Here is a 21,466-nt window from a genome sequence, read left to right on the forward strand (position 1 = left end):
GTCCCTGCACAGTCAACCAATCGGAGAGTCACATGCTTAGCATCGATCGCGCAGGCACCTATCAACTTGGCGACCGCAACGTGCGGCGGCTCGGCTACGGCGCCATGCAACTGGCCGGCCCCGGCGTTTTCGGCGCGCCCCGCAACCCGGAAGCCGCACAGGCCGTGCTGCGCGACGCCATTTCGCTTGGCGTCAACCACATCGACACCTCGGACTTCTACGGCCCGCACACGACGAACCAGCTGATCCGCGCGGCGCTGCAGCCGTACGCAAGCGATCTCGTGCTGGTCACCAAGGTCGGCGCCCGCCGCGACGCGCAAGGCGCCTGGCTGCCGGCATTTTCAAGGGAGGAGCTGCGCCAGGCCGTGCAGGACAACCTGCGCCACCTGGGGTTGGATGTGCTCGAGGTGGTCAACCTGCGCAGCATGCTGGACGTCCATGGCCCGGCGGAAGGGTCGCTCGAGGCGCCGCTGACGGCCCTGGCGGAGCTGAGGGATGAGGGCCTCATCCGGCATATCGGATTGAGCAACGTGACGATGCGGCAGGTCAAAGACGCACGCCGCATCATGCCGATCGCATGCGTGCAGAACATGTACAACCTTGTCCATCGTAATGACGATGCGATGATCGATATGCTGGCGCGCGACGGCATTCCCTATGTGCCGTTCTTCCCGCTGGGCGGGTTCTCGCCGCTGCAATCTGACGCGTTGTCTGCCGTCGCCGCGGACCTCGATGCGACGCCGATGCAGGTGGCCATCGCATGGCTGCTTCAGCGCTCGCCGAACGTGCTGCTGATTCCGGGCACGTCGTCGACGGCGCACCTGCGCGAGAACCTCGCTGCAGCGGCACTGAGGCTGCCGGATGAGATCGTGGAACGGCTCGAGAAAATCGGGAATGGCGCCGGCAATAGCTGAGCGGCGCCGGGGTTGGTTTCACCGCGCCTGTGACGTGAGCAAACGCTGCAGGCGCGAGTCATGCATCTGCCTCGCACCTGCAGCGACCGCCGCTTCACGTTCCTGCCCGGCCCGTACTTATTTTTTGGTCAGGGCGCAGGTGCTTGCGGACAGCGGCGGGTAGGCGTCATTGCCGGGCACGACCGCTTTCACATTGTAATAATCCCAGGGCCGCTTCGACTCGGACGGCTTCTTGACTTCCATCAGGTAGAAATCGTGGACCATCAGGCCGTCTTCGCGGATCTGGCCGTTCTTCGCATAGAAGTCGTTGACCGGTGTTTCCTTCATTTTCTTGATGACCGCGTCGGAATTGTCGGTACCCGCGGCCTGAACGGCCTTGAGGTAATGCATCGTCGACGAATAATCGGCGGCCTGGATGGATGCCGGCATCTTTCCGGTCCGCTTGAAGTAGCGCTCCGACCAGGCACGCGTCTCGTCGTTCGTATTCCAGTAAAACGCCTCGGTCAGATACAAGCCTTGCGCAGTGCCCAAACCGAGCGAGTGGATATCGGTAATGAACAGCAGAAGGCCGGCCAGTTTTTGCTTGCCCGAATTTAATATCCCGAATTCGCGCGCCGCTTTAATGGAGTTGATCGTGTCCCCGCCCGCGTTGGCCAGTCCGATGATCTTGGCGCCGCTCGACTGCGCTTGCAAAAGAAAGGACGAAAAATCCGACGCATTCAGCGGATGCTTGATTGCGCCCAGCACCTTGCCGCCATTGGCCTCGACGATTTTCGTCGCATCCTGCTGCAGCGAGTGACCGAACGCATAGTCGGCGGTCAGGAAATACCAGGTGTCGCCTCCCTGCTTGACGATGTACTTGCCGGTGACATTCGATACGGCCTCGGTATTATGGTTGTAATGCACGCTGTACGCGTTGCAGTCTTCATTGGTGATGCGCGACGTACCCGCCCCGGTCACGATCGCAATCCGTTTTTTGTCGCCGGCCACGCGCAGCGTCGCCAGCGCGGTCGCCGAGCCCGTGTTGTCGGCCAGCATGTCGACGCGCTTCTCGTCGATCCAGGAACGCGCGGTGCCGGCGGCAATGTCCGCCTTCATCTGGTGATCGGCAAAGATCACCTCGATCGGCTTTCCAAGCACCTTTCCACCGAAGTCCTCCACGGCCATCTTGACGGCTTCAACGGCGCCCTTCCCGGCAAAGTCCGAGTACAGCCCGCTCATGTCGGTCAGAACCCCGATGCGGACGACGCCGTCGGAAATCGGTTCCTGCGGCTGGGCGAATGCCAGTGTCTGCACGGAAGCAAGGGTAGCTACCGTGGCGGCGATGCGGCATTTTTTTAGTACATTCATGTCAGTCTCCTCCGTGTTGTGATTCTTCCGGACGGCAGCCCGGCCATGGCGCGGGCATTCGTGCTCGGGCTTGCAGTTGTAATGCCGTATGGATTAAAGCGGTTTGCTGCGGCTGAGAGCCCTTACCGCGTCAGCCCCGCTGCATGGGCGCCGGCTATCCGGCCGAACACGGCGCCGCGCAGCACGGATGTGGCGCCCGTATAGACCTGGTAATAGAGACCGGCGGCTTCGCCGACGGCATAAAGACCGGGTATGACGCGGCCATCGCCATCGATCACCTGCGCGCTGCTATTGGTCTTGACGCCCCCGTAGGTGAAGCAGACGCCGGAGATGATGGGGTACGCATAGAACGGACCCTGGTTCAATGGCCGCGACCAGTTCGACTTCTCGGGCTCGATGCCCCGGGTCGCCAGGTCGTCCACCTCGAGCGGCTTGAAGATACCGTTCGGGCAGGCACGGTTGTATTCTTCCACGGTATCTCCCAGCGCCGTGGGACTGATGCCGCACTGGCGGGCGAGGTCGTCGATGGAATCGGCCTTCAACGCCGGCTGGTCGGTGCGGATGCTGCGCTTCCAGTTCGGCACGTCGTCGATCTGGCTGTCAAAAATGACATAGGCAATGCCGTCAGGCTGTGCGCTGATGTCGCGGGCAATGTGATCGTAATGAATGTCCACCGGGCCCGGCGCCTCATCGACGAAGCGCTTGCCTTTTTTATTGACCAGGATCCCGTAGGGGAAATTCATGACCAGCGCTTCAGCCTGCGTCGAGCGGGGGTCGAGCGGTTCGGCATGGTAGGAATTGAAGTCGCCGGCAGGCGCGGCGCCGGCAGCAAGCGCCATCCGTATGCCCTCCCCCTTGTTGTAGTTGCCGCCGCGCGCGACCGGCCGCACATGCTTGGCGGTGCTGCCGAGATACTGGGTCAGCATCTCCGGGTTGCCCTCGAAGCCGCCGGATGCGACGATGACCGCGGCTGCCGTGAGACGCGATGTCAGCCCGTTGCTGTTCGCTACCAATACGCCCAGCTTGCCATCGCCGCTGTCGCGGGTGAATTGCAGGGCGGTCGTTTCATACATGAACGTCACGCCCTGCCTGATGGCATGATCGCGCAGCGCTTCGATCATCGCCAGCCCACCGCCGACAGGCATCAGGCGCGGAGCAGCCGCGGTGACGAAGTAAGTAGGAAGACTGTCGAAGCGGATACCGAAGGTCTTGAGCCACTGTACCGTTGGGCCCGCCTGCGAGGAAAGCGTCGATACCAGTTCCGGGTCGGGCATGCCATGCGACTTCACATAGGCGGGCCAGGACTCGTAAGGCGAAGCCAGGTGCTGCACCACGTTCGGATCGATGTGATGCCCAGCGTTCGCGACCAGCAGTTCCTCGAAGTCATCGCTGACCTCGTTTTCATTTTTCATCCGGAAGTAGGACTCGGTCCAGCGCGTATTGCCGCCGAATTCCTCTTCCTGGGCGCGTTCCAGCACCAGCACCCGGGATCCCGCGCTGTTGGCGGAAACCGCAGAGGCCAGTCCGGAGATTCCGCTGCCGATGACAATGACATCGAAGTGCTGGGTCGCATCGCTCATGGCGTCTACCTTTCTTTGATTTCTCTGTAAAGCGGCGCAGGCCTACCGGTGCCGCGTGGACGCACCGCGCCAGTCAATATTTGCGAACGAAGGGGTCCGGCATGTCGAGATCGGTGGAAATCCAGACGCTCTTCACCTCGAGGAATTCCTTGACCGCTTCGATGCCGCCTTCGCGACCGAGGCCGCTATCCTTATAACCGCCGAACGGCGTGGTAAAGCTGGTGGACCGATAATTGTTGACCCAGACCGTACCGGCCTTCAGGCGTTCAGACATGTACATCGCGCGGTGCAGGCTCCTGGTCCAGACGCCGGAAGCAAGGCCGAACCGGATGTCATTCGCGATGCGCAGCGCGTCATCCTCGTCCTTGAACTTCAGGACGGCCAGTACCGGTCCGAACACCTCTTCCTGCGCGATGCGCATGTCATTGGTGACGCCGGTAAAAATGGTCGGCTCGACGAACTGGCCGGCGCCAAAGCCCGGGCCTGTCCGCACGTTGCCGCCGAAGGCGCAGGTAGCTTCCGATTTTCCGATATCGACATAGCTGACCACCTTGTCGAACTGCGGCTTGGTCGCGACCGGGCCGACCTGGACGTCCGACAGTTTCGGGTCGCCCAGCTTGGCCTTGCTGGTGATATCGATCAGGCGCTCGACAAACTCGTCATGGATGCTTTCCTGCAGCAGCAGCCGGGAGCCTGCCATGCAGGTCTGCCCGCCCGCTGAAAAGATGCCCGTGATGACGCCATTGGCTGCGCGTGCCAGGTCGGCATCGTCAAAGACGATGTTGGGCGATTTCCCGCCCAGTTCCAGGGTGACGCGCTTGAGATGCTTGGCGGCGAGTTCGTTGACCTTGCGGCCACCCTCATCGCCGCCCGTGAAGGCCACGACCTTCACGAGCGGATGGGTGACGATCGCTTCGCCGCAGCCTTTGCCAAAGCCGGTGACCACATTGAACACGCCCGGCGGGAAGCCTGCTTCGACAAACAGCCTGGCCAGCACGAGCAGGGAAACCGGCGTGTGTTCGGAAGGCTTGGCGACGATCGTGTTGCCGGCGGCCAGCGCAGGCGCGACTTTCCACGCGGTCAGAAGCAGCGAGGAATTCCAGGGCGTGATCGTGCCGACCACGCCGACAGGCTCGTACCGCGTGTAGTTGAAAACCTTGGGTTTATCGATCGGGATCACCGCGCCCTGAATCTTGTCGGCAAGGCCGCCATAGTAATAAAAATACTTGGCGGTGTAACGGACCTGGCCGGCGACTTCGCTCTTGAGCTTTCCGTTGTCCATACTTTCGACTTCCGCCAGTTCATTGGCGTTGGCGTCGATGAGCGTGCCGAGTTTGTGGATCAGCATGCCCCGGTCCGTGGCCGACATCTTGCCCCACGGGCCGTCCATGGCGGCCGCTGCCGCTTGCACCGCGCAGTCGACGTCCTGCTCATTTGAAAGGGGCACCTGCGCCCAGGCTTCGCCGGAGAACGGGTCGAGCGAATCGAACCACTCCCCGGACTGCGCATCGACCCACTCGTTGTTGATGAACTGCTGATAGCGTTTGGACATGGTGATGTTCCCATTTCTGATGATTGCCGTGTGCATCAGGCCGGTAGCGGATGCAGCGCCTCGACCGCCTGTCTGGTGAGCATCGATTATTGGCTGGACGACAAACGAGATCAAACGATAAGTTTTAATGAGTTTGTGAGGTTTTCTCATTAAGTATCTGTCCGACGCGCAAGCATGGCCCGGCGGCCATTCGCGGTTCGCTACAGAAGGCAGCTGACGTCAGAGGCACGTCATCTGGAAGCAGTCAGCCAGGCTGTGCCGGCTGGCGGGCACAACGCCGCTGGAGATGGGGATAAGGATGGGGATGGTGCGGGTTCAGTCAAACCAACGGGATAGGCTGCCGCGTACTAATTAGCGCAAGATGAATACCCGTAGCATATCCCTTGCGGTCGCCGGTTGCGAGACGAGGTATCGCGGTCTAAGCCTCGTCAGCAAGCCGGCATTGCATTCAGGCGATCGGATCGTCCTTTCTTGTCGGCTAAACGTTCATGATGGAAACCGAGCGGACATTCAGGTATGCATCCAGTGCTTCCGGCCCGCCTTCCGACCCGTAGCCGGAATCCTTCAGTCCGCCGAATGGCATCTCCGGCCATGGCGCCGCTGGCTGGTTAATCCAGAGCATGCCCAGTTCAAGCCGCTGCGCCAGCAAATGCGCGCTGCGCAGCGACCCGGTGAATGCATAGCCAGCCAGCCCGTAAGGCAAACGGTTGGCTTCCGATATCGCCTCCTCCAGATGAGTGAACGTGCGGATCGCCGCCACCGGGCCGAAGGGCTCTTCATTGAACACCCTGGCGTTGAGCGGCACGTCCATCAGGACGGTAGGCGCGAAGAAGTTGCCAGCGTCGCTGATTCGTTCGCCGCCTGCGATGACTGAGGCGCCCTGTTCCACCGCGTCCTTCGTCAATTCGGCCATGGCTGCCAGCCTGCGGCTGTTCGCGAGCGGACCCATCTGGGTGCCTTCGGCGTTTCCGTGCCCGACTTTCAATCCTTGCGCATGGGTCGCCAGCGCCGTGGCGAATTCGTCGCGCAACGAATGATGGACCAGGAAGCGCGTTGGCGAAATGCAGACCTGTCCGGCGTTCCGGAACTTGGCGCCGCCGGCTGCGCGAATTGCGAGCGCGACATCGGCATCTTCGGCCACGATGACGGGAGCGTGGCCGCCCAGTTCCATGGTGACCCGCTTCATGTGCTTTCCGGCCAGGGCGGCCAGCTGCTTGCCAACCGGCGTCGATCCGGTGAACGTTACCTTGCGGATGATCGGATGCGCAATCAGATACGCGGAAATCTCCGTGGGATTGCCAAAAACCAGGCCAATCACGCCAGGCGGAAGACCTGCGTCGAGGAATGCCTGGACCAATGCCGCCGGCGCCGCCGGGGTCTCTTCCGGGGCCTTCACAATAATCGAGCATCCGGTGGCAAGGGCTGCCGAGATCTTGCGCACGGCCTGGTTGATCGGAAAATTCCACGGCGTGAACGCGGCGACCGGCCCCACCGGATCCTTGACCACCAGCTGCCGCACGGCGAGACTGCGCGACGGGACGACACGTCCGTAGACACGCATGCCTTCATCGGCGAACCATTCAATGATGTCGGCTGCGGACATCGCTTCAATTCTGGCCTCGGCCAGGGGCTTGCCCTGCTCGGCAGTCAGCACGCTTGCGATGGCGTCGGCGCGCTCCCGCATCAGTGCAGCGGCCCGCCGCAGGATCCTTCCGCGCTCGACCGCAGGAATGTCCCGCCATGTTTCAAAGCCCTTCTGGGCGGCGGCAAGGGCCTGATCGAGGTCGGCAACGCCGGCATGGGCGACACGTCCGATTTCCGCTCCGTTCGCAGGATTGTGCACGGCGATGGTCCGGCCGTCGGCAGCGTCCTGCCACTGGCCGGCAATCAATAGTTGGGTATGGGGATAAGTCATGAGGCTTCCTGTCGGGTGGTGGTTGGACATTGCGTGGTCATGCATGGGCGGGAATGGCAAGCGTTCATACGCCGCAGTGGCGATGGCGACGTTTCCTGCTGGCGATCATGCAGCAAGATAGCCGCCATCGACCGGAACGACGGCGCCGGTCATGAAGGACGCGGCCGGCGTACATAAGAAGGCGACGACGTGGGCAACGTCTTCGGGCTTGCCCCAGCGGCCGAGAGGCGTGCGTTGCAGCAGCGCCCGGGAGCGCTCCTCGTCCTCCTGCAAGGCCTGTGTCAAAGGCGTCGCGATCCAGCCGGGCGCCACCGCGTTGACACGGATGCCTTCTGCCGCGTAGGCCAGCGCCAGCGAACGGGTCAGCTGCGCGATGCCTCCCTTGCTGGCGGCGTACGCAGGCACCAGTGCGCCACCAAAAAAACTCAGCATCGATGCGAGGTTGACGATGGCGCCACCATCCTGTCCCAGCAGGGCCCGCGCCGCCGAGCAAACCCGCATGGTGCCCGTCAGGTTGACCGCGATTACCTGTTCGAACACGTCGACTTCATGTTCCGCGCCGCGCCGTATGATCCCGGCACAATTCACCAGAATATCCAGGCCGTCCAGTTCCGAAAATAGCCGGCTCACGCTGTGCGGATCGCTGACATCAAGTGCGGCCATCCGTATGCCGGTTTTGCCGAGGGGAAGGTCTTCCGTCCATCCTCCGGCGGGCGGCAGTCCCGCTGCAATGACCCGGGCGCCCATGCCAGCCAGCTGGCGCGCAACCGCTGCGCCTATGCCCTGGGTGCCGCCGGTGATCAGCGCTTTCTTGCCCTGTAAAACAGTCGAATCAAACGTCATTCACAACTCCGCATGCAGTAGAAGAGGTTGGCACTGCATATTGCTCGAATGGGAGCGCCTTCCCGGAATGGCCTGCCTTCTTGATGGGGACATCCACCTTGTCATGGCGCGATCAATTGTTCCAACGCGCGGAGCGGATCATCCACGGCCGCGACGCCGACGATTTCTTGGCTATGACGAGGGTCTTCCCCTTCACCGTGCCCGATATGGCGACATGCGCGCAACAGGTCGCGACGAGGCCGGCACTCGCAGCCCCAGGTCTGCCGCATTCGCCCGTAAGAGCGTCCACACGGCCTGTGAAATCATCGTGGGCCAGCGCATATGCAGTGCCAGCTCACCTGACAAACTGATCAACGTAGTCCGCGCCCAGTCCAACGGTCTCAAAATGCTTCCTGCACATATCGATCTTGGTAAAGACGTCTTCATACCCTTGACCATTGCCATACGGGTCGACGTAATACATGACCCCGGTGACATTGAAGAAGGTGATCATCTCTTCGACGTCCTCCGGCACATACAGCGTGTGGGTCTCGCCGGGCGGCTCGAACACGTAGCTGCCTTCCCCGGCAATCCAGTCATGCTCGAGATAGCGCCAGCGCCCCTTCAGGACGAATCCATGCACGGGCGCAGGATGACGATGCCTGCTCAGCACCCCCGCTTTACGCACCCGCAGCAGGTTGGTCCAGTAGCCCTGGGAAGCATTCAGGCAGAGCGGGCGAAACCACACGTTTTCAGCCTGGGGCACCCATAAGCGTTCATCCGTCGGAATGGCCGATTCAATGACGATTTCGGCGCGGGCTTCCGCGGGAAAGGGAAATTGATAAGGCATGAGCTTGTCGCTGCCGGGTTTGTCGTTGGACATGCTTACTCGCTTTCAGTACTCGGGAAGTGCCAGTCGTATGGACATGCCGTCTCCGCATCGAACCGGTCGGATGACGAAGGCGGACAGCAGACGACTGGGGTTGTAACGAGCGCCCGCGTCGTCAGTTCATTTCCATAGCGCGCACGTGGACTCGGCTTTCGTCATGTATGCCTGCTCGCCCGGGATCGTCTGAATCAGTTTGTAGTAATCCCAGGGTCTCTTGGATTCGGCCGGTGTCTTCACCTGCATCAGGTACATGTCATGCACCATGCGCCCGTCCGGTCTAACGACCCCGTTCTTGGTGAAGAAATCGTTGATCTTCGTTTTCTTCAGGTAATCCATGACCTTGTCGGCGTCCGTGCCGCCAGTGGCCTTCACCGCGTTGAGGTACTGTGTCGTCGCCGATGCGTCGGCCGCCTGAAACATCGACGGCATTTTCTTCATCTTTTCGAAATACCGGTTCGCCCACTTTCGCGTATCGTCATTCATATCCCAGTACCAGCCGTCGGTCAGGTACATGCCCTGCGCCATCGGCAAGCCGAGCGCATGGATATCGTTGATGAACACGAGCAGGCTGGCCAGCTTCATGGTCTTGTCGATGCCAAACTCGTGCGCCGCCTTGATGGCGTTGACGACATCGCCGCCTGCATTGGCCAAGCCGAGAACCTGGGCCTTGGACGCCTGCGCCTGCAGGAGGAACGACGAAAAATCGGACGCGGACAAGGGGTGCTTGACGCTGCCCAGGACCTTGCCGCCGTTTGCCTTGACCACGTCGCTGGTATCTTTTTCCAGGGAAGTGCCAAATGCATAGTCGACCGTCAGGAAATACCAGGTCTTGCCGCCCTGCTTGGTTAGCGCAGCGCCCGTGCCGCGGGCCAGCGCAGCCGTGTCGTACGCATACTGGATCGTATAGGGATTGCACTCTTCATTGGTCAGGCGGGTCGTGCCGGAGCCGGCCGATATGAACACCTTTTTCTTGTCCGCGGCCACCTTGGCCATCGCCAGATTGGCTGCCGAATTCGAGCCGCCAATCAGCATCTCGACGCCTTCCTTGTCGAACCATTCCCGCGCGCGGCTGGCTGCAATGTCGGCCTTGTTCTGATGGTCAATGGCCACCAGTTCGATTTTCTTCCCATTCACCGAGCCGCCGAAGTCCGCGATCGCCATCTTGATTGCTTCAACACCGCCCGGGCCGTCGAAATCGGCATACGGTCCCGACATATCCGTGATAAACCCGATCTTGATGACATTCTCGGCAGCGAGGCCGGGAGTCGATGCGATCAGCGCAGCTGCCAAGGCGCTGCCCAACATGGTACGTTTCAATATCTTCTTCAACTGCATCTCCAGTAAGGTTGTTTTAGCTTTTTTTAATTAAGGCGTGCGGAAGCGTTTTGGCGCGACGACCGGCCCGGGGATCGCTGATGCCCCGCAGCGCGGCCATGCCGGCGCCGACGGCGCGGTGTTACAGCGATGCCTCGAGGATCTGGAAGTAGTCCTGTTGAGAGGCAAGACGTGGATTGGTGTTGTGGCTGTGGTCGGCAAGTGCACCTTCGATGATTTTCGGGAACATGTCGCGAGTGATGCCGAGTGCACCCAAGCCTGTCGGCAGGCCAAGCCGCTCGGTCATTGCCTTCATCGCCGGCCCGACTTCGGCGGCGTCCGTCAGGCCCATCGCCTGCGCCATGCGCGCCAACTTGTTTTCCTTGAGCATGGAGTCGGCCGTCTTGTTGAATTCAATCACGGCCGGAAGGAAGATGGCATTCAAGGTGCCGTGGTGCAGACGGGGATTGTAGCCACCGAGGGAATGGCTGAGGCTGTGCACGCAACCGAGACCTTTCTGGAACGCCAGCGCGCCCTGCATCGATGCACTCATCATGTTCTTGCGCGCCTCCCGGTCCGCAGGCTCGCGGGTTGCCGTTTCGATGTTGCGCCATGCGCGCCAGAGACCATCGAGCGCAATGCCATCGGCGGGCGGGTTGAATGCCGGCGCCATGAAGGTTTCCATGCAATGGGCAATGGCGTCCATGCCGGTTGCCGCCGTCATCGCGGCAGGTAGCCCCAGCGTCAGTTCCGGGTCGCATATGGCGGATTTTGGCACCACGTAAGGCGACAGCACGCCGACCTTGCGACCGTCTTCAAGGATCAGCACCGCGCCACGGCCGACCTCGCTACCCGTTCCGGCGGTCGTCGGGATGGCGATCACCGGCGCCGTCGCCGAAGTGATGCGGGCAACCCCACCTTCGATTGCCGCGAAGCTCTTCAGCGGTCCGATATGGGTCGCGCACACCGCAACCCCCTTGGCAAGGTCGATGGATGAGCCGCCGCCTACGGCAATGATGCCGTCAAAGGCACCGTCCCGATACTGGTTGGCAGCCGCGAGGACGGCTGCCTCATTGGGATTCGGGGGTGTCTGGTCGAATACGGCAACCTGCGACGGATTGCGGAGATGGGCCAGTACCCGGTCGATCAGGCCTGCCGCGCGGACGCCGGCGTCCGTCACGATCATGGGCCGCTGGATTCCGACGCGGTCGCATTCCTGCTGCACCAGCGCCACGGCGCCAAAGTCGAACTGGATCTGGGTGATGTAATTAATGAGTGCCATGGGGTTGTCTGCCAGTTATAGAAATCGGTCAGGACGCACGGCGAACCAAGGACCCGGATCTGCGCGTCGGTGCCGCCGTTGACCGCTTGGAAGCGATAGCGGACTTTAAACTAAAATAAACGTCGCGAAACTGACAACTTTTTATACAGCTATTACTTATATTCATACCAATGATCCCGCCACTCGCTTCAATACTCTCCCGGCTTCATTTCAAGCAATTGCGGTTATTGGTGGCCTTGGCCGACTGCGGCTCGCTCCTGCGGGCAGCCGAACAGGTCGGGCTGACCCAGCCGGGAGCGAGCAAGTCGCTGCGTGAAATCGAGTCGGCCTTGGGGACGGAGTTGTTCGTGCGGACCAACCGCGGGCTGGAGCCGAACGACGTCGGTCATTGCGTGATCCGTTATGCGCGCCTGATACAGACGGACGTGGCGCACTTGCGCGAAGAGATGGCGGGCATCCTGCAAGGCCATGGCGGGCGGCTGTCGATCGGCACCATCATGGGAGCCGTTCCCTTGGTGACGGACGCGTTGTCGCGACTGCTGGAACGCAAACCGGCGCTCTCCGTCGAGATCGTTGAGGATACCAGCGCGCGGCTGCTCAACCTGCTCGACGAGGGACGGCTGGATCTGGCGGTATGCCGGACCAGCATCAGCCAGCGCCCCCACCTTTACGAGAGTATCGATATTCATCAGGAACAGCTGGCCGTGGTCGCCAATGCCCGGCACCCGCTTGCAGTCCGGAAGAAGCTGGAACTGTCGGACCTGGCGGCGTTTCGCTGGGTGGTGTACTCCGCCAATATGCCGATGCGGCTATTGCTCGAACGCGAATTCCACGAGGCGGGATTACGTTTTCCGCTCTATCTGATGGAAACCACGTCAGCGTTCACCACACTTTCGCTATTGCAGCGCAATCCGACCATGGTGGCGCTGTTGTCCACCGACGTCGCGGAATTTTGTACCCGCTTCGGCATGACCTGCATCCTTCCTCTCCAGTTGCAGTCGCGCAGCGAGCCTTACCAGCTGGTCATGCGCAGCAACAACGTGCTGTCACCCGTTGCGACGATGTTCACACAGGAGTTTTCCGGCCAGGCGGCGTCCCGAGGAGGGGTGACGCCATAGGCTCTGACTAAGCCGCGCTTCCGGCCATGCCGCAGGCAGCAAGGCGGGCGATCAGGGCGTGCGTACCGAATGTCCGGGACTGCACATGGTCCCTGTGATTAATGGCGTTGCATGCCATGGCAACGGGCGCTCGATCGTCAATGCTACAGCTGTGGCCTCAGAATCATTAATACGTTCCCTGCAAGTTGCCGGTTCCTTAGGGCACCTTCGCTGCCCCGAGGATTTGTTAACGAAGCGCCTGCCGCGGAAGGTTTCAGGACTGCACCGCCGTGCCGGACTACCGCGTAATACGCAAATCGGCCGTCATAGGGCGCACGGCTCGATTTCAGCGCCGAAATCCGCACGACTTGGCCGACGCACAAGTCACGGGATTTCGACGGTCTGCTCTGGCCTTCTCGCAAGTGACAATTCGACACCATATCGGATCTGCGTCTTCACGATGCGTGAGGGACGCGCTGCAAGGCGCTGGCGGTGGACTAACTGTGGCCAATGGCCTCCGGCGCCGATGCCGATGCCGATGCCAATGCCGAATCGTTCGCCACTCGGTCACTCACCTGGTTCAAAGTAGATTCCCCGGTGCTGTCGATCACCGTTAGTCGGGTGTGGCTCGTAGTCGGCAGCGTCGTCAACCGCATTCGAACCTGCAGAACTCTCAGCCTATCCCCAGGCTTTTCCAAGCGTTACATTCGCCATTCCTAACCACGGCATTCACCATGTCGCTTCGCGTAACGCGACAGCGCTTTGACAGCCACGGTTGTTTGACCCGCTAGGCGCCGGACAACGATGAAGAAGAAAACTGCTACCGCCGATTCATCCAGCCCGCCTGGTTCCAGCCAATATCATCCCTTGATAACTCTTATTATCAAGGGATGTAAAAATAGCGGTAAAATAATGGCCTCAACCATCGACGTCTGTTATTTCCATGCAAAATCAGGGGCTTACCCTCGCGCGCAGCGCTTACGCAGCGTCGCCATCTGCAGCCAATAAGCGGTTTTTCAGTTCGCGACTGCTGCTGCATTTCGCGGCCACCGAATGACCTTCGGCTCGCCTTCCCCGTTTTCAGCCGTCGCCATCGCAACGGCCCCTGCCCCGGTCCGGCCGCGCAAGCTGCATCGGGGACATTTTGCGTTCATGCGCGCCCTGGTCCAGGGAGTGGACACGCGCGTCAGCTGGAACCAGTACCTGCGCATCGACGGCGAGCATGACGATACGCGGACGGTGCGCAAAACCATTGCCTGGCTCCGCGATGAATTTGCGGCCGCGGCGCGCCGCTGGCACCGCCATGGCGCCGCCCGGCTGGTCCTGGTCGACCTGGCAACCGTGACGGATGCAGGCGCGGAGATGCCCCGTCTCGACGACTACATTGCCGACCGCGGCCTGGAAGACTTTTCCCAGGCCGAACAACTGGCTGCCTACGAGGCGGAATACGGCAACGCGACGCAACGCAAATCCCGCCGCGCACGCCTGCTTGCCCGGCAGCTGGAGACGCTGCGCTGGCTCGAGGAACTGGTGGCCGAACCGCCGCGCGCCGACGATGAGGTCGCCGCATGGTTGCATCCCGATTTGGCCGAGCGTCTCGGGCGCGCTGGCATCCGGACGCTGGGCGCGCTGATTGCGCGGATCAATGGGCTCGGGTCGGTCTGGTACCGGGATCTCGCAGGCATCGGCGCGACCAAGGCTGCCCGCATGGTCGACTGGCTCCGCGCGCACGAGGCGACCATCGGAGAGTCGGTCGGCTCGCACGCGCTGGTGCGCAAGGGAAGCCTGTCGGCTGCCCGGCTGCAGGCTGTCGTGCCGCGGGCCACCGGCATCGTGCCGCTGGACAAACTGATCGTTCCCGCGGCGCTTTCCGGCAGCGACGGGCTTTATCGGCTGCCCCAGCAACTGTGCCTGATGGCGGCGTCCAACGATCACGAAGCCATCCTGGCCTGGATCCGCGCCAAGCGCGGGCCTGCTTCGCCATCGCGTTCGTCGACTGTCGACGCATCGATGGCGGCCGGTCTGGCGGGCGTTGGCACCCTCTCCCATACGCAACGTGCCTATCTGAAGGAGGCGGAGCGTTTTCTGCTGTGGGCCATCGTGCAGCGCCAGAAGCCGCTGTCGTCGATGACGCTGGAGGATTGCAGCGCGTACCGGGATTTTTTGATCGATCCGCAGCCAGCAGCGCTGTGGTGTGGCGCGCGGGCGCGGGCGCGCTGGAGCCCGATGTGGCGGCCGTTCGAGGGCCCGCTATCGGCAAGCGCGCAGCGCCGGGCAATTGCGATCCTGAAAAGCCTGTATCGCTTCCTCACCGACCAGTGCTATTTACGCGGCAATCCCTTTGCCGCTGTCTCGCTGCCGCGGGGCAGCCAGGGTATGGATGTGGGACGCAGCTTCACCGAAGCGCAGTGGACATTTATCCGCGCCGAACTGGAGGCGCTCCCGGATCATTCTGCCCACCGGAGGCTGAAGTTCGCGCTTTCGCTGCTCTACGGGACAGGACTTCGGATTTCGGAGGCTGTCGCGGCGCGTGTAGCGGACCTGCGCTGGAAGACCTACGGTGACGCAAATGAAGGCAAGGTTGAAGTGTGGGAACTCAGTGTGGTTGGCAAAGGCGGGAAGGAACGCTATGTGCCGGTCTCGCCGGCCATCGTCGCCGAACTGCAGTCATACCTGGTGTCCCGCGGCTTCCCGGCCGAATTTGGCGGCGTTCCGGCGCGGGCGCATTTGCTCGGACGCGCAACCGATATGGCCGACCGGGCCGCTTGGTCCCCTGCTGCGCGCGCGCCGCTCGATCCGCTAGCTGGCATAGGCAAGGCCACGTTGCACGATCAGCTCAAGGTATTTTTCACCACATGTGCCGGGAAACTGCAGGCTAGCGATCCGACAGGCGCCGCGCGCCTGGCGAAGGCCAGCGCGCACTGGATGCGGCACACGCACGGGTCCCACGCGGTAGCGGCGGGCATGGACATCAAGGTCGTCCAGCAAAACCTGGGACATGCGTCGCTGGCGACGACTACCCGTTACACGACCAGCGAAGCGCGGCGGCGGGCGACGGAAACGGCAAAGCTGTGGGATGCGCAGCTGCCGGCCAGGGCAAAATCCTCAGGAAGATGACTGGCGAGCGTACTTACATTCGCTGAGATAAACGTCCGTAGCGAAGATACGAGCGTGTGGCTATATCGCACAATCGATTTTCGGTGAGCGGATGACAGATTTGCTGACCTTCGGCGTGGAATGCTGCGTTCTAGGAGCTATGAAAATATCTCAAAGGAAGCAGCAGCGACCCGTTGCAAAATGCCGAAATTCGACATTCATGATTTCTATGGATTTAGTTTAGCTGCTGCTTTCAATATCTTTACCTTGTTTACTTGTTTACTGTTTACACGTTGGAATTCCTTTTGCAAGCATGGGGTTACGTCATGAATGGTGGAAGGATTTCCCCCTTTGGGTGGTTGAATTTACCCGGCACGGTGGAAGGATTTCCCCTCCTATGGTGGAAGGATTTCCCGTCGTATCGTGGAAGAATTTCGGGGATCGTGGAAGCATTTCCCCGGTCTTTGAGGAAACAATTCCCCCCTATCGTGGAAGAATCTCCCCTGTAGCTCATGGGCTCGGCCATCCAGGGCCAGAAAAGGCATGCTTTCTGCGGCATTCAATGGCAATTTGGAAATATTAACCACACAAGAGTGGTTCATGCAGGGGATACAGCCGCTATTGTGGAAGTATTTACCCCCCTGTCGCCTTACCGCCCCCGACTTATCGTGGAAAGAATTACCCCCTGGTTCTTGCTTCAGCTCGGCTATGGTGGAAAGAATTACCCCCTCTTCTAGCCGATATAGCCCTTCATTTGGCCTTCTCGGCTCAGGTCGACCGTACCGTCTCTCATTTCTGCGTCGCCTAGGGAAGGATGGTGGAAGAATTTCCCCTCCTTGATTCAGCGGCAGAGATGGCAATGGTGGAAGGATTTCCCCTGCTTTTATAGAGGCGAGGCTCTATCGTGGAAGAATTTACCCCCTTTGACAGTATGCATAGGACTTAGGTGGAAGGATTTCCCCCCATTTGCACAGCGGTACTTCACACGCTTGCGGCAGATGCTGCATCCCCGCGCAATACGCATGAGCGGCAATAGCAGTAGCCGAACCTTATCCTGGCAATTGGAAAAATTTCCCAAGGCTATACGCATGCGACGACCCATGGTGGAAGGATTTCCCCCCATCTGCCCTTGCCCAAGGCGTTTTTCGACTTCAATCAGTCATTGTCTGACCTTGTCCATGGTCTGGCCTTAAGGGCCTTCAGCGCGTCGCCACACGTTTTCCACCTGGTCCCCACCCGGTATAAGCGATGGGAGGATTCCAAGGCCTACAGCGCCGCTGTGGCCTCCTGCCGTCGTTTGCGCGGTGGTCTTGAAGGGCTTTAATGCCGAACGAGTCAGTTTTCGGTCCATCCGCGCGGAAGAATGCCCCGATGATTGGAAATGGATGACGCTATCGTGGAAGAATTTCCCCCTGTCCAATAGCCGGATGCCGAGGATCAAAGTCCTATGACTGGCGTCCAGACCTCGAAGGCTCCGGCACGGTGCCGCGGTATGGTGGAGGAAAATTGAATTGCCTTCTTCCACTATTGTGCTTAATATAGCAGCGACCTGGCGTCGGGTGCGGCAGCCCCTGGTGTCGCCAGGAGGCACCAAGAGGCGCCGCGAGGGGAAATTCTTCCACAATAGCTGTTGGATCACGGGCACGTGCGTATGGTCAAGCCGAAGCAATCGAAGAACGAACTCAGTAGAAGCGACCTCATCAAGACGCCGCAGTCGTTGATCCATATTCGCCACAAGATCACCCTATCGCAGTACAAGTACTGGATCCTGATGCTGCGGGAGTTGCGGCGCCAATTCGATTCCGGCATACCGATGGACGAGAAGGGCTTTCGGTCGATGCCGCTGAAGCTGTTCGAGCAGGCGTTCGGGTATGAAATCAACCGGTCGATGCTTTGGAACGACATGCTCGCGTTGAAGAACGAGACGCTTTCCTATAATTTCCTCAGCAAGGACGGCGGCGCGGTCCAGTACGGCGCCGGCTTCATTTCGGAGTGGAAGGTCTTTGCCACCCGCCTGGAATTCAAGTTTCCGTCTGTCATTGAAGACGTGGTGCGCGGCCTGGACGAGCCGAAAGCCATTTTCCAGTTGCTGAACTGGGAGATATTCAATCACTTCTCCGGGAAGTACGAGGCGATCATCTACAAGCTCTGCCGCGATTACCGCGGCGTGAAAAAGACGCCCTACTTCGATCTCGCCAAGTTCCGGGACTACATGGGCCTGAGCGACGGCGAATACAAGGAATTCCGGGACCTCAACAAATTCGTTATCTCCAATCCGGTGAAGGCGATCAATCGCAGCGAAGCGTCCGACATCCGGGTCGACGTCGAGCTGGAGCGCCAGGGCCGCAAAGTCATCGGCTTGCGTTTCCTGATTGAGCAGAAGGCGCAGACCGTGATCCCATTCCCGGAAACCGAGTTCACCGATGTCTTCCGGTTTGCCAAGGTCAATATCGAACCAGCGATGCAGAAGAAATACCTTGAATTGCGCACGGATGTCGAGATCGAGATCTGCATCGAGCGTGCCAACGAGTACGGCGAACAGCAGGCAAAAAAGGGCAAGGAACCGAATTACGGCGCCCTCTACAGGACAGCCATCACCGAAGGCTGGCACAGCCAAAAACTGGAGCAGAAGGCCAAGGAGGAAACCGCAGCGAAACGTCGCAAGGCGACGCAGGCGGTTATGGATACCCAGATCGAGGTCCAGGCGGCCCGCGACCGGGAAGAATCCAAACGGGTTTCCGGCATCCTGTCCGAATTCCACAAGCTGGATGAAGACGTGCAGGACGAGATCCGGGAACAGTTTCGCACCACGCTCGCGATCCCGCTGCGCAAGAGCTTCGACAAGCAGGGCGAATCCGCGCCGATGGTTAAAAGCATCTTTGCCGCGTTCATCGAATCGCTGCAGGAGCAGTCGCTGCCGGTGTTCTCAGAAAGACCAAGCGATACGGCAGACTGATGAGCTGGTCGGCTCGCCGCAGCAGCGCGCGATTTGGCCGCCGTATTGCAACCCGAATCAAATGGCACAGGCGCACGAGCCGGTTTGACGGCGGCGCCACTGCCGAATTGGGCAAGCATTGCACGTCCCAGCGCTTGCTAGGGCCGTCATTCACTTCCGTACGAGTGGCAGGTCGCCCTCCGCTGATGCACGAACCTGTCCTTACGATCCCAACTATCCAATACGCTTGCCTTGGAAAACATCACCCTTGTACCGATGCAAGGTCACGTGATGCCGTTGTGCGAATGATTGAATCAGGCTCAATGAAAATTACGTAGGCATCATGCAAGATCGCCGATTTGGAAGCGCCGCTTGAGCTCTTCGACAAGCGCTTCGCGTTCCTTCGGGTCGGCCATATTGATATCCAGCGCAACCCGGCCCGAGTCCCACTCCTTGATAAACCCGATCTGGGTTTTACCAACCTTGATGCGGTACTGGCGGCTGACTTCCTTCTTCTTGCGCGGCTTGGCATTTTCCAATTGACCCCGCAGGGATTCGAGCGCCCGGGAACTCAGATCCTCGTCTACGGTGCGCTGCATCAGTTCGAGCAACTCCTTCTCCGATAATAGCTTGGAGAGCTGATAAATCTCGTAGCCGACGGCAATCCCGAACTTGGCGGGCGTTTCGCGCAGCCGCGCCAGCGCTACCTCGGGGAGCTTCAGGAACGACATGGTTTTCGCAACCGCCGCCGTGGAGAGGCCGGTCAGTTCGGCAATCCCGGCGCCGTCGGCAATCTTTTGTTCGACGAGCAATTTCTGCCAGGCGAGTGCGTTGTCGAGCGGAGACTGCGCATTGCGCTCTTCGTTGATCAGGTAGGACATCCGATACATGTCCAGGTCGCTTCCGACTTCCTGCAACACGCATTCGATATCGGATTTTCCTGCGGCGAGCAATGCGCGCTTGCGGTAATGCCCGTCGATCAGCACGACGTGGCCGGACAGCGTCGGGTGACGTGCGGCGGGCGCGGGAACCAGTTGTCCCCTGGTGGCGATGGATGCCGCAAGCGCCTTGACCGCTTTGGGGTCGTAAATATGGCGAGCGTTCAATGGGTTGTCGTGCACCATTGACAATGGAATGCGCACGATAGCCTTGTCATTTCCCTGCGCTGCGGCTCCGATTTCCGCGCTGAAATCGCTCGCCGTTTTGGCCTTGGACACGGTTGGCCCGACCAGCCCGAGCGGACGGCCCGCGAGCGCGGTGTCGGCCGCGTCGTAGCGTTTGTCCACATTGGCGGGTTCATAGCGTTTCTCGACTGCCGCAGTTTCATTCCTGATCGAGCTGCGAAGCAACGATTTTCTGTCTGGTTTTCCGCTCATTTCTTGGCTCTCCGTGCGGTGCTTATACCTAAAATTTGCAGGACTTCATCCGTTAGCTTGTCGACTTCTTTCGTCGCCGCGCTACTTTTGCCTAGCTTGTGGACCGTCGACCCGGTCAGCTGGCACTCCCGGAATGCAGAGCGGGAACCGATCCAGTTTTTCATCAACGGGATGTCTTCGTCTTCGCCGAGAACTTCAAGCGTGTCTTTCGCCAGATTGGTATTTTTCTGAACCATGTTCGGGAGCATGCGAATCTGCAGTTGCTCGTTGGTGGCCTGCGCGGTAAGCGCCAGTTTTTTCGCGGCAACGGACGCCCACATGTCCGCCGGCGCTGGAACGATGGGGATGATAGCCAGGTCCGAGATCAGCATCGCGCTCGACGGCGCCGGCGATAGTGCGGCCGGGGGGCAATCGATAAAAATGAAGTCGTAATTCTCGAGATGGTTGCGAATCTCCCGGTGTACCTTGCCGCCCATTGCAGCGAGATTCATGGTCGCAGCTGCAAACGGTTCCTCGTCCGGCGCCTGGCTTGCCCAGCGGGTCGCGGTGCTTTGCTCATCCATGTCCACTACCAGCGTCTTGAACCCTCGCAGGGCAATGGTTCCGGCCAGTTGTATCGTGATGGTTGTCTTGCCACAACCGCCTTTCTGGTTGAAAACCGTGACTACCTTTGCCGTCATTTTTCTGCTCCCTGTATTTATGCCGTCGATCCTGACACCGATTTCCGCGCTGAAATCGGGTCGCTCTTCTGATTTCTCACGACAGTCCTGGCTTGAAGACAGCATTATATAGACCATCAATAAATTACTTCACTTTTTGAAGGAGTCGAACATTTCGCGTTGCGCTGCAGGCACGGCGCCGATTTCAGCGCGGAAATCGCAGGCCTGCGCATTTGACGGTGAGCCGCTGTTCTTGACGGAGGTGGGCGCAGTTCCGCAGGGCGGGCTCGTGGGGTGCAGTGATGAAGTAACGGGACGATTCGTCACGACAGCGGGTCGCCGATCAGTCCTTCATTCGATTTAATGATGGTTTCACTAGTGAGCCGGAAACCATCGCCTGGCAGTTTTCCCGTTAGGAAATCCGTTGCGCCTCTTTTGGTTGTCAACCAAGGACCCATTCCGCATGATTGCTTAGGGAGCACACATAGACACTAACCAACCATATGCTTTTTTAGTTGAAAGCTGGCGCGATTTGATTCGAAGCATTCGCCCTATGCCATTCATGGGAAGCAGATTATTGCTCTCATGCTGTTTCGGGGTCGCCCAACGCCCAACGCCCAACGCCCAACGCCCAACGCCCAACGCCCAACGCCCAACGCCCAACGCCCAACGCCCAACGCCCAAC

General features: G+C 60.2%; 14 protein-coding genes. 4 read left to right on the top strand and 10 right to left on the bottom strand.

The annotated features are described in order from the left end of the window. Positions 1 to 32 precede the first annotated feature (32 nt). On the top strand, positions 33 to 914 hold the full coding sequence (locus QOL82_RS27270; RefSeq protein ID WP_283445478.1) for an aldo/keto reductase family oxidoreductase: 882 nt from the start codon (positions 33 to 35) through the stop codon (positions 912 to 914). A 117-nt stretch (positions 915 to 1,031) separates the two neighbouring features. Here QOL82_RS27270 and QOL82_RS27275 read toward each other — a convergent pair whose 3' ends face one another. The 8 genes from QOL82_RS27275 to QOL82_RS27310 all read right to left on the bottom strand — a co-directional run bounded on the left by QOL82_RS27275 (position 1,032) and on the right by QOL82_RS27310 (position 11,618). Next, a complete protein-coding gene (locus QOL82_RS27275; protein ID WP_283445479.1) occupies positions 1,032 to 2,264 on the bottom strand; it encodes an ABC transporter substrate-binding protein in 1,233 nt (410 codons plus the stop codon). Between the two features lie 122 nt (positions 2,265 to 2,386). Further along, the gene (locus QOL82_RS27280) at positions 2,387 to 3,844 is read right to left on the bottom strand and encodes an FAD-dependent oxidoreductase (RefSeq protein WP_283445480.1); all 1,458 of its coding nucleotides are present in this window, start codon (positions 3,842 to 3,844) and stop codon (positions 2,387 to 2,389) included. A gap of 73 nt (positions 3,845 to 3,917) precedes the next feature. Next, entirely contained in the window at positions 3,918 to 5,396 is a 1,479-nt protein-coding gene (locus QOL82_RS27285) for an aldehyde dehydrogenase (RefSeq protein ID WP_283445481.1), read from the bottom strand. A 478-nt stretch (positions 5,397 to 5,874) separates the two neighbouring features. Further along, positions 5,875 to 7,311 carry an NAD-dependent succinate-semialdehyde dehydrogenase gene (locus tag QOL82_RS27290; RefSeq protein WP_283445482.1) on the bottom strand — a complete coding sequence of 479 codons (1,437 nt, stop codon included), beginning with the start codon at positions 7,309 to 7,311 and terminating at the stop codon, positions 5,875 to 5,877. A gap of 105 nt (positions 7,312 to 7,416) precedes the next feature. Next, complete coding sequence (locus tag QOL82_RS27295; RefSeq protein ID WP_283445483.1) at positions 7,417 to 8,154, bottom strand: SDR family NAD(P)-dependent oxidoreductase; 738 nt, start codon at positions 8,152 to 8,154, stop codon at positions 7,417 to 7,419. 334 nt (positions 8,155 to 8,488) lie between these two features. Continuing rightward, positions 8,489 to 9,016 carry a 2,4'-dihydroxyacetophenone dioxygenase family protein gene (locus tag QOL82_RS27300; RefSeq protein WP_283445484.1) on the bottom strand — a complete coding sequence of 176 codons (528 nt, stop codon included), beginning with the start codon at positions 9,014 to 9,016 and terminating at the stop codon, positions 8,489 to 8,491. A 126-nt stretch (positions 9,017 to 9,142) separates the two neighbouring features. Further along, positions 9,143 to 10,327 (bottom strand): ABC transporter substrate-binding protein, encoded by a 1,185-nt coding sequence (locus QOL82_RS27305; RefSeq protein WP_283445491.1) that lies wholly within the window; start codon positions 10,325 to 10,327, stop codon positions 9,143 to 9,145. A 151-nt stretch (positions 10,328 to 10,478) separates the two neighbouring features. Continuing rightward, complete coding sequence (locus QOL82_RS27310; RefSeq protein WP_283445485.1) at positions 10,479 to 11,618, bottom strand: iron-containing alcohol dehydrogenase; 1,140 nt, start codon at positions 11,616 to 11,618, stop codon at positions 10,479 to 10,481. Positions 11,619 to 11,788: 170 nt separating this feature from the next. Between QOL82_RS27310 and QOL82_RS27315 the strand changes: the two genes are divergently transcribed. From QOL82_RS27315 to QOL82_RS27325, 3 genes are all read left to right on the top strand, one after another. Then, on the top strand, positions 11,789 to 12,736 hold the full coding sequence (locus tag QOL82_RS27315; protein ID WP_283445486.1) for a LysR family transcriptional regulator: 948 nt from the start codon (positions 11,789 to 11,791) through the stop codon (positions 12,734 to 12,736). Positions 12,737 to 13,768: 1,032 nt separating this feature from the next. After that, the gene (locus tag QOL82_RS27320; protein WP_283445487.1) at positions 13,769 to 15,832 is read left to right on the top strand and encodes a site-specific integrase; all 2,064 of its coding nucleotides are present in this window, start codon (positions 13,769 to 13,771) and stop codon (positions 15,830 to 15,832) included. A gap of 1,630 nt (positions 15,833 to 17,462) precedes the next feature. Continuing rightward, positions 17,463 to 18,767, top strand: a complete 1,305-nt coding sequence (locus QOL82_RS27325; RefSeq protein WP_283445488.1) for a replication initiation protein — start codon at positions 17,463 to 17,465, stop codon at positions 18,765 to 18,767. A 320-nt stretch (positions 18,768 to 19,087) separates the two neighbouring features. Here QOL82_RS27325 and QOL82_RS27330 read toward each other — a convergent pair whose 3' ends face one another. After that, positions 19,088 to 20,122 (bottom strand): ParB/RepB/Spo0J family partition protein, encoded by a 1,035-nt coding sequence (locus tag QOL82_RS27330; protein ID WP_283445489.1) that lies wholly within the window; start codon positions 20,120 to 20,122, stop codon positions 19,088 to 19,090. Then, positions 20,119 to 20,802 carry a ParA family protein gene (locus QOL82_RS27335; protein ID WP_283445490.1) on the bottom strand — a complete coding sequence of 228 codons (684 nt, stop codon included), beginning with the start codon at positions 20,800 to 20,802 and terminating at the stop codon, positions 20,119 to 20,121. The genes QOL82_RS27330 and QOL82_RS27335 overlap by 4 nt, the downstream gene beginning before the upstream one ends. Positions 20,803 to 21,466: the final 664 nt, after the last annotated feature.

Source organism: Noviherbaspirillum suwonense, assembly GCF_900182955.1.
Taxonomy (GTDB): Bacteria; Pseudomonadota; Gammaproteobacteria; order Burkholderiales; family Burkholderiaceae_D; genus Noviherbaspirillum_A; species Noviherbaspirillum_A suwonense.

Bases quoted from the DNA above. Each gene is read 5' to 3' on its own strand.
- QOL82_RS27295 (WP_283445483.1), bottom strand. From the start codon at position 8,154: ATGACGTTTGATTCGACTGTTTTACAGGGCAAGAAAGCGCTGATCACC.
- QOL82_RS27335 (WP_283445490.1), bottom strand. From the start codon at position 20,802: ATGACGGCAAAGGTAGTCACGGTTTTCAACCAGAAAGGCGGTTGTGGC.
- QOL82_RS27280 (WP_283445480.1), bottom strand. From the start codon at position 3,844: ATGAGCGATGCGACCCAGCACTTCGATGTCATTGTCATCGGCAGCGGA.
- QOL82_RS27305 (WP_283445491.1), bottom strand. From the start codon at position 10,327: ATGTTGGGCAGCGCCTTGGCAGCTGCGCTGATCGCATCGACTCCCGGC.
- QOL82_RS27275 (WP_283445479.1), bottom strand. From the start codon at position 2,264: ATGAATGTACTAAAAAAATGCCGCATCGCCGCCACGGTAGCTACCCTT.
- QOL82_RS27315 (WP_283445486.1), top strand. From the start codon at position 11,789: ATGATCCCGCCACTCGCTTCAATACTCTCCCGGCTTCATTTCAAGCAA.
- QOL82_RS27270 (WP_283445478.1), top strand. From the start codon at position 33: ATGCTTAGCATCGATCGCGCAGGCACCTATCAACTTGGCGACCGCAAC.
- QOL82_RS27310 (WP_283445485.1), bottom strand. From the start codon at position 11,618: ATGGCACTCATTAATTACATCACCCAGATCCAGTTCGACTTTGGCGCC.
- QOL82_RS27320 (WP_283445487.1), top strand. From the start codon at position 13,769: ATGACCTTCGGCTCGCCTTCCCCGTTTTCAGCCGTCGCCATCGCAACG.
- QOL82_RS27290 (WP_283445482.1), bottom strand. From the start codon at position 7,311: ATGACTTATCCCCATACCCAACTATTGATTGCCGGCCAGTGGCAGGAC.
- QOL82_RS27285 (WP_283445481.1), bottom strand. From the start codon at position 5,396: ATGTCCAAACGCTATCAGCAGTTCATCAACAACGAGTGGGTCGATGCG.
- QOL82_RS27300 (WP_283445484.1), bottom strand. From the start codon at position 9,016: ATGTCCAACGACAAACCCGGCAGCGACAAGCTCATGCCTTATCAATTT.
- QOL82_RS27330 (WP_283445489.1), bottom strand. From the start codon at position 20,122: ATGAGCGGAAAACCAGACAGAAAATCGTTGCTTCGCAGCTCGATCAGG.
- QOL82_RS27325 (WP_283445488.1), top strand. From the start codon at position 17,463: ATGGTCAAGCCGAAGCAATCGAAGAACGAACTCAGTAGAAGCGACCTC.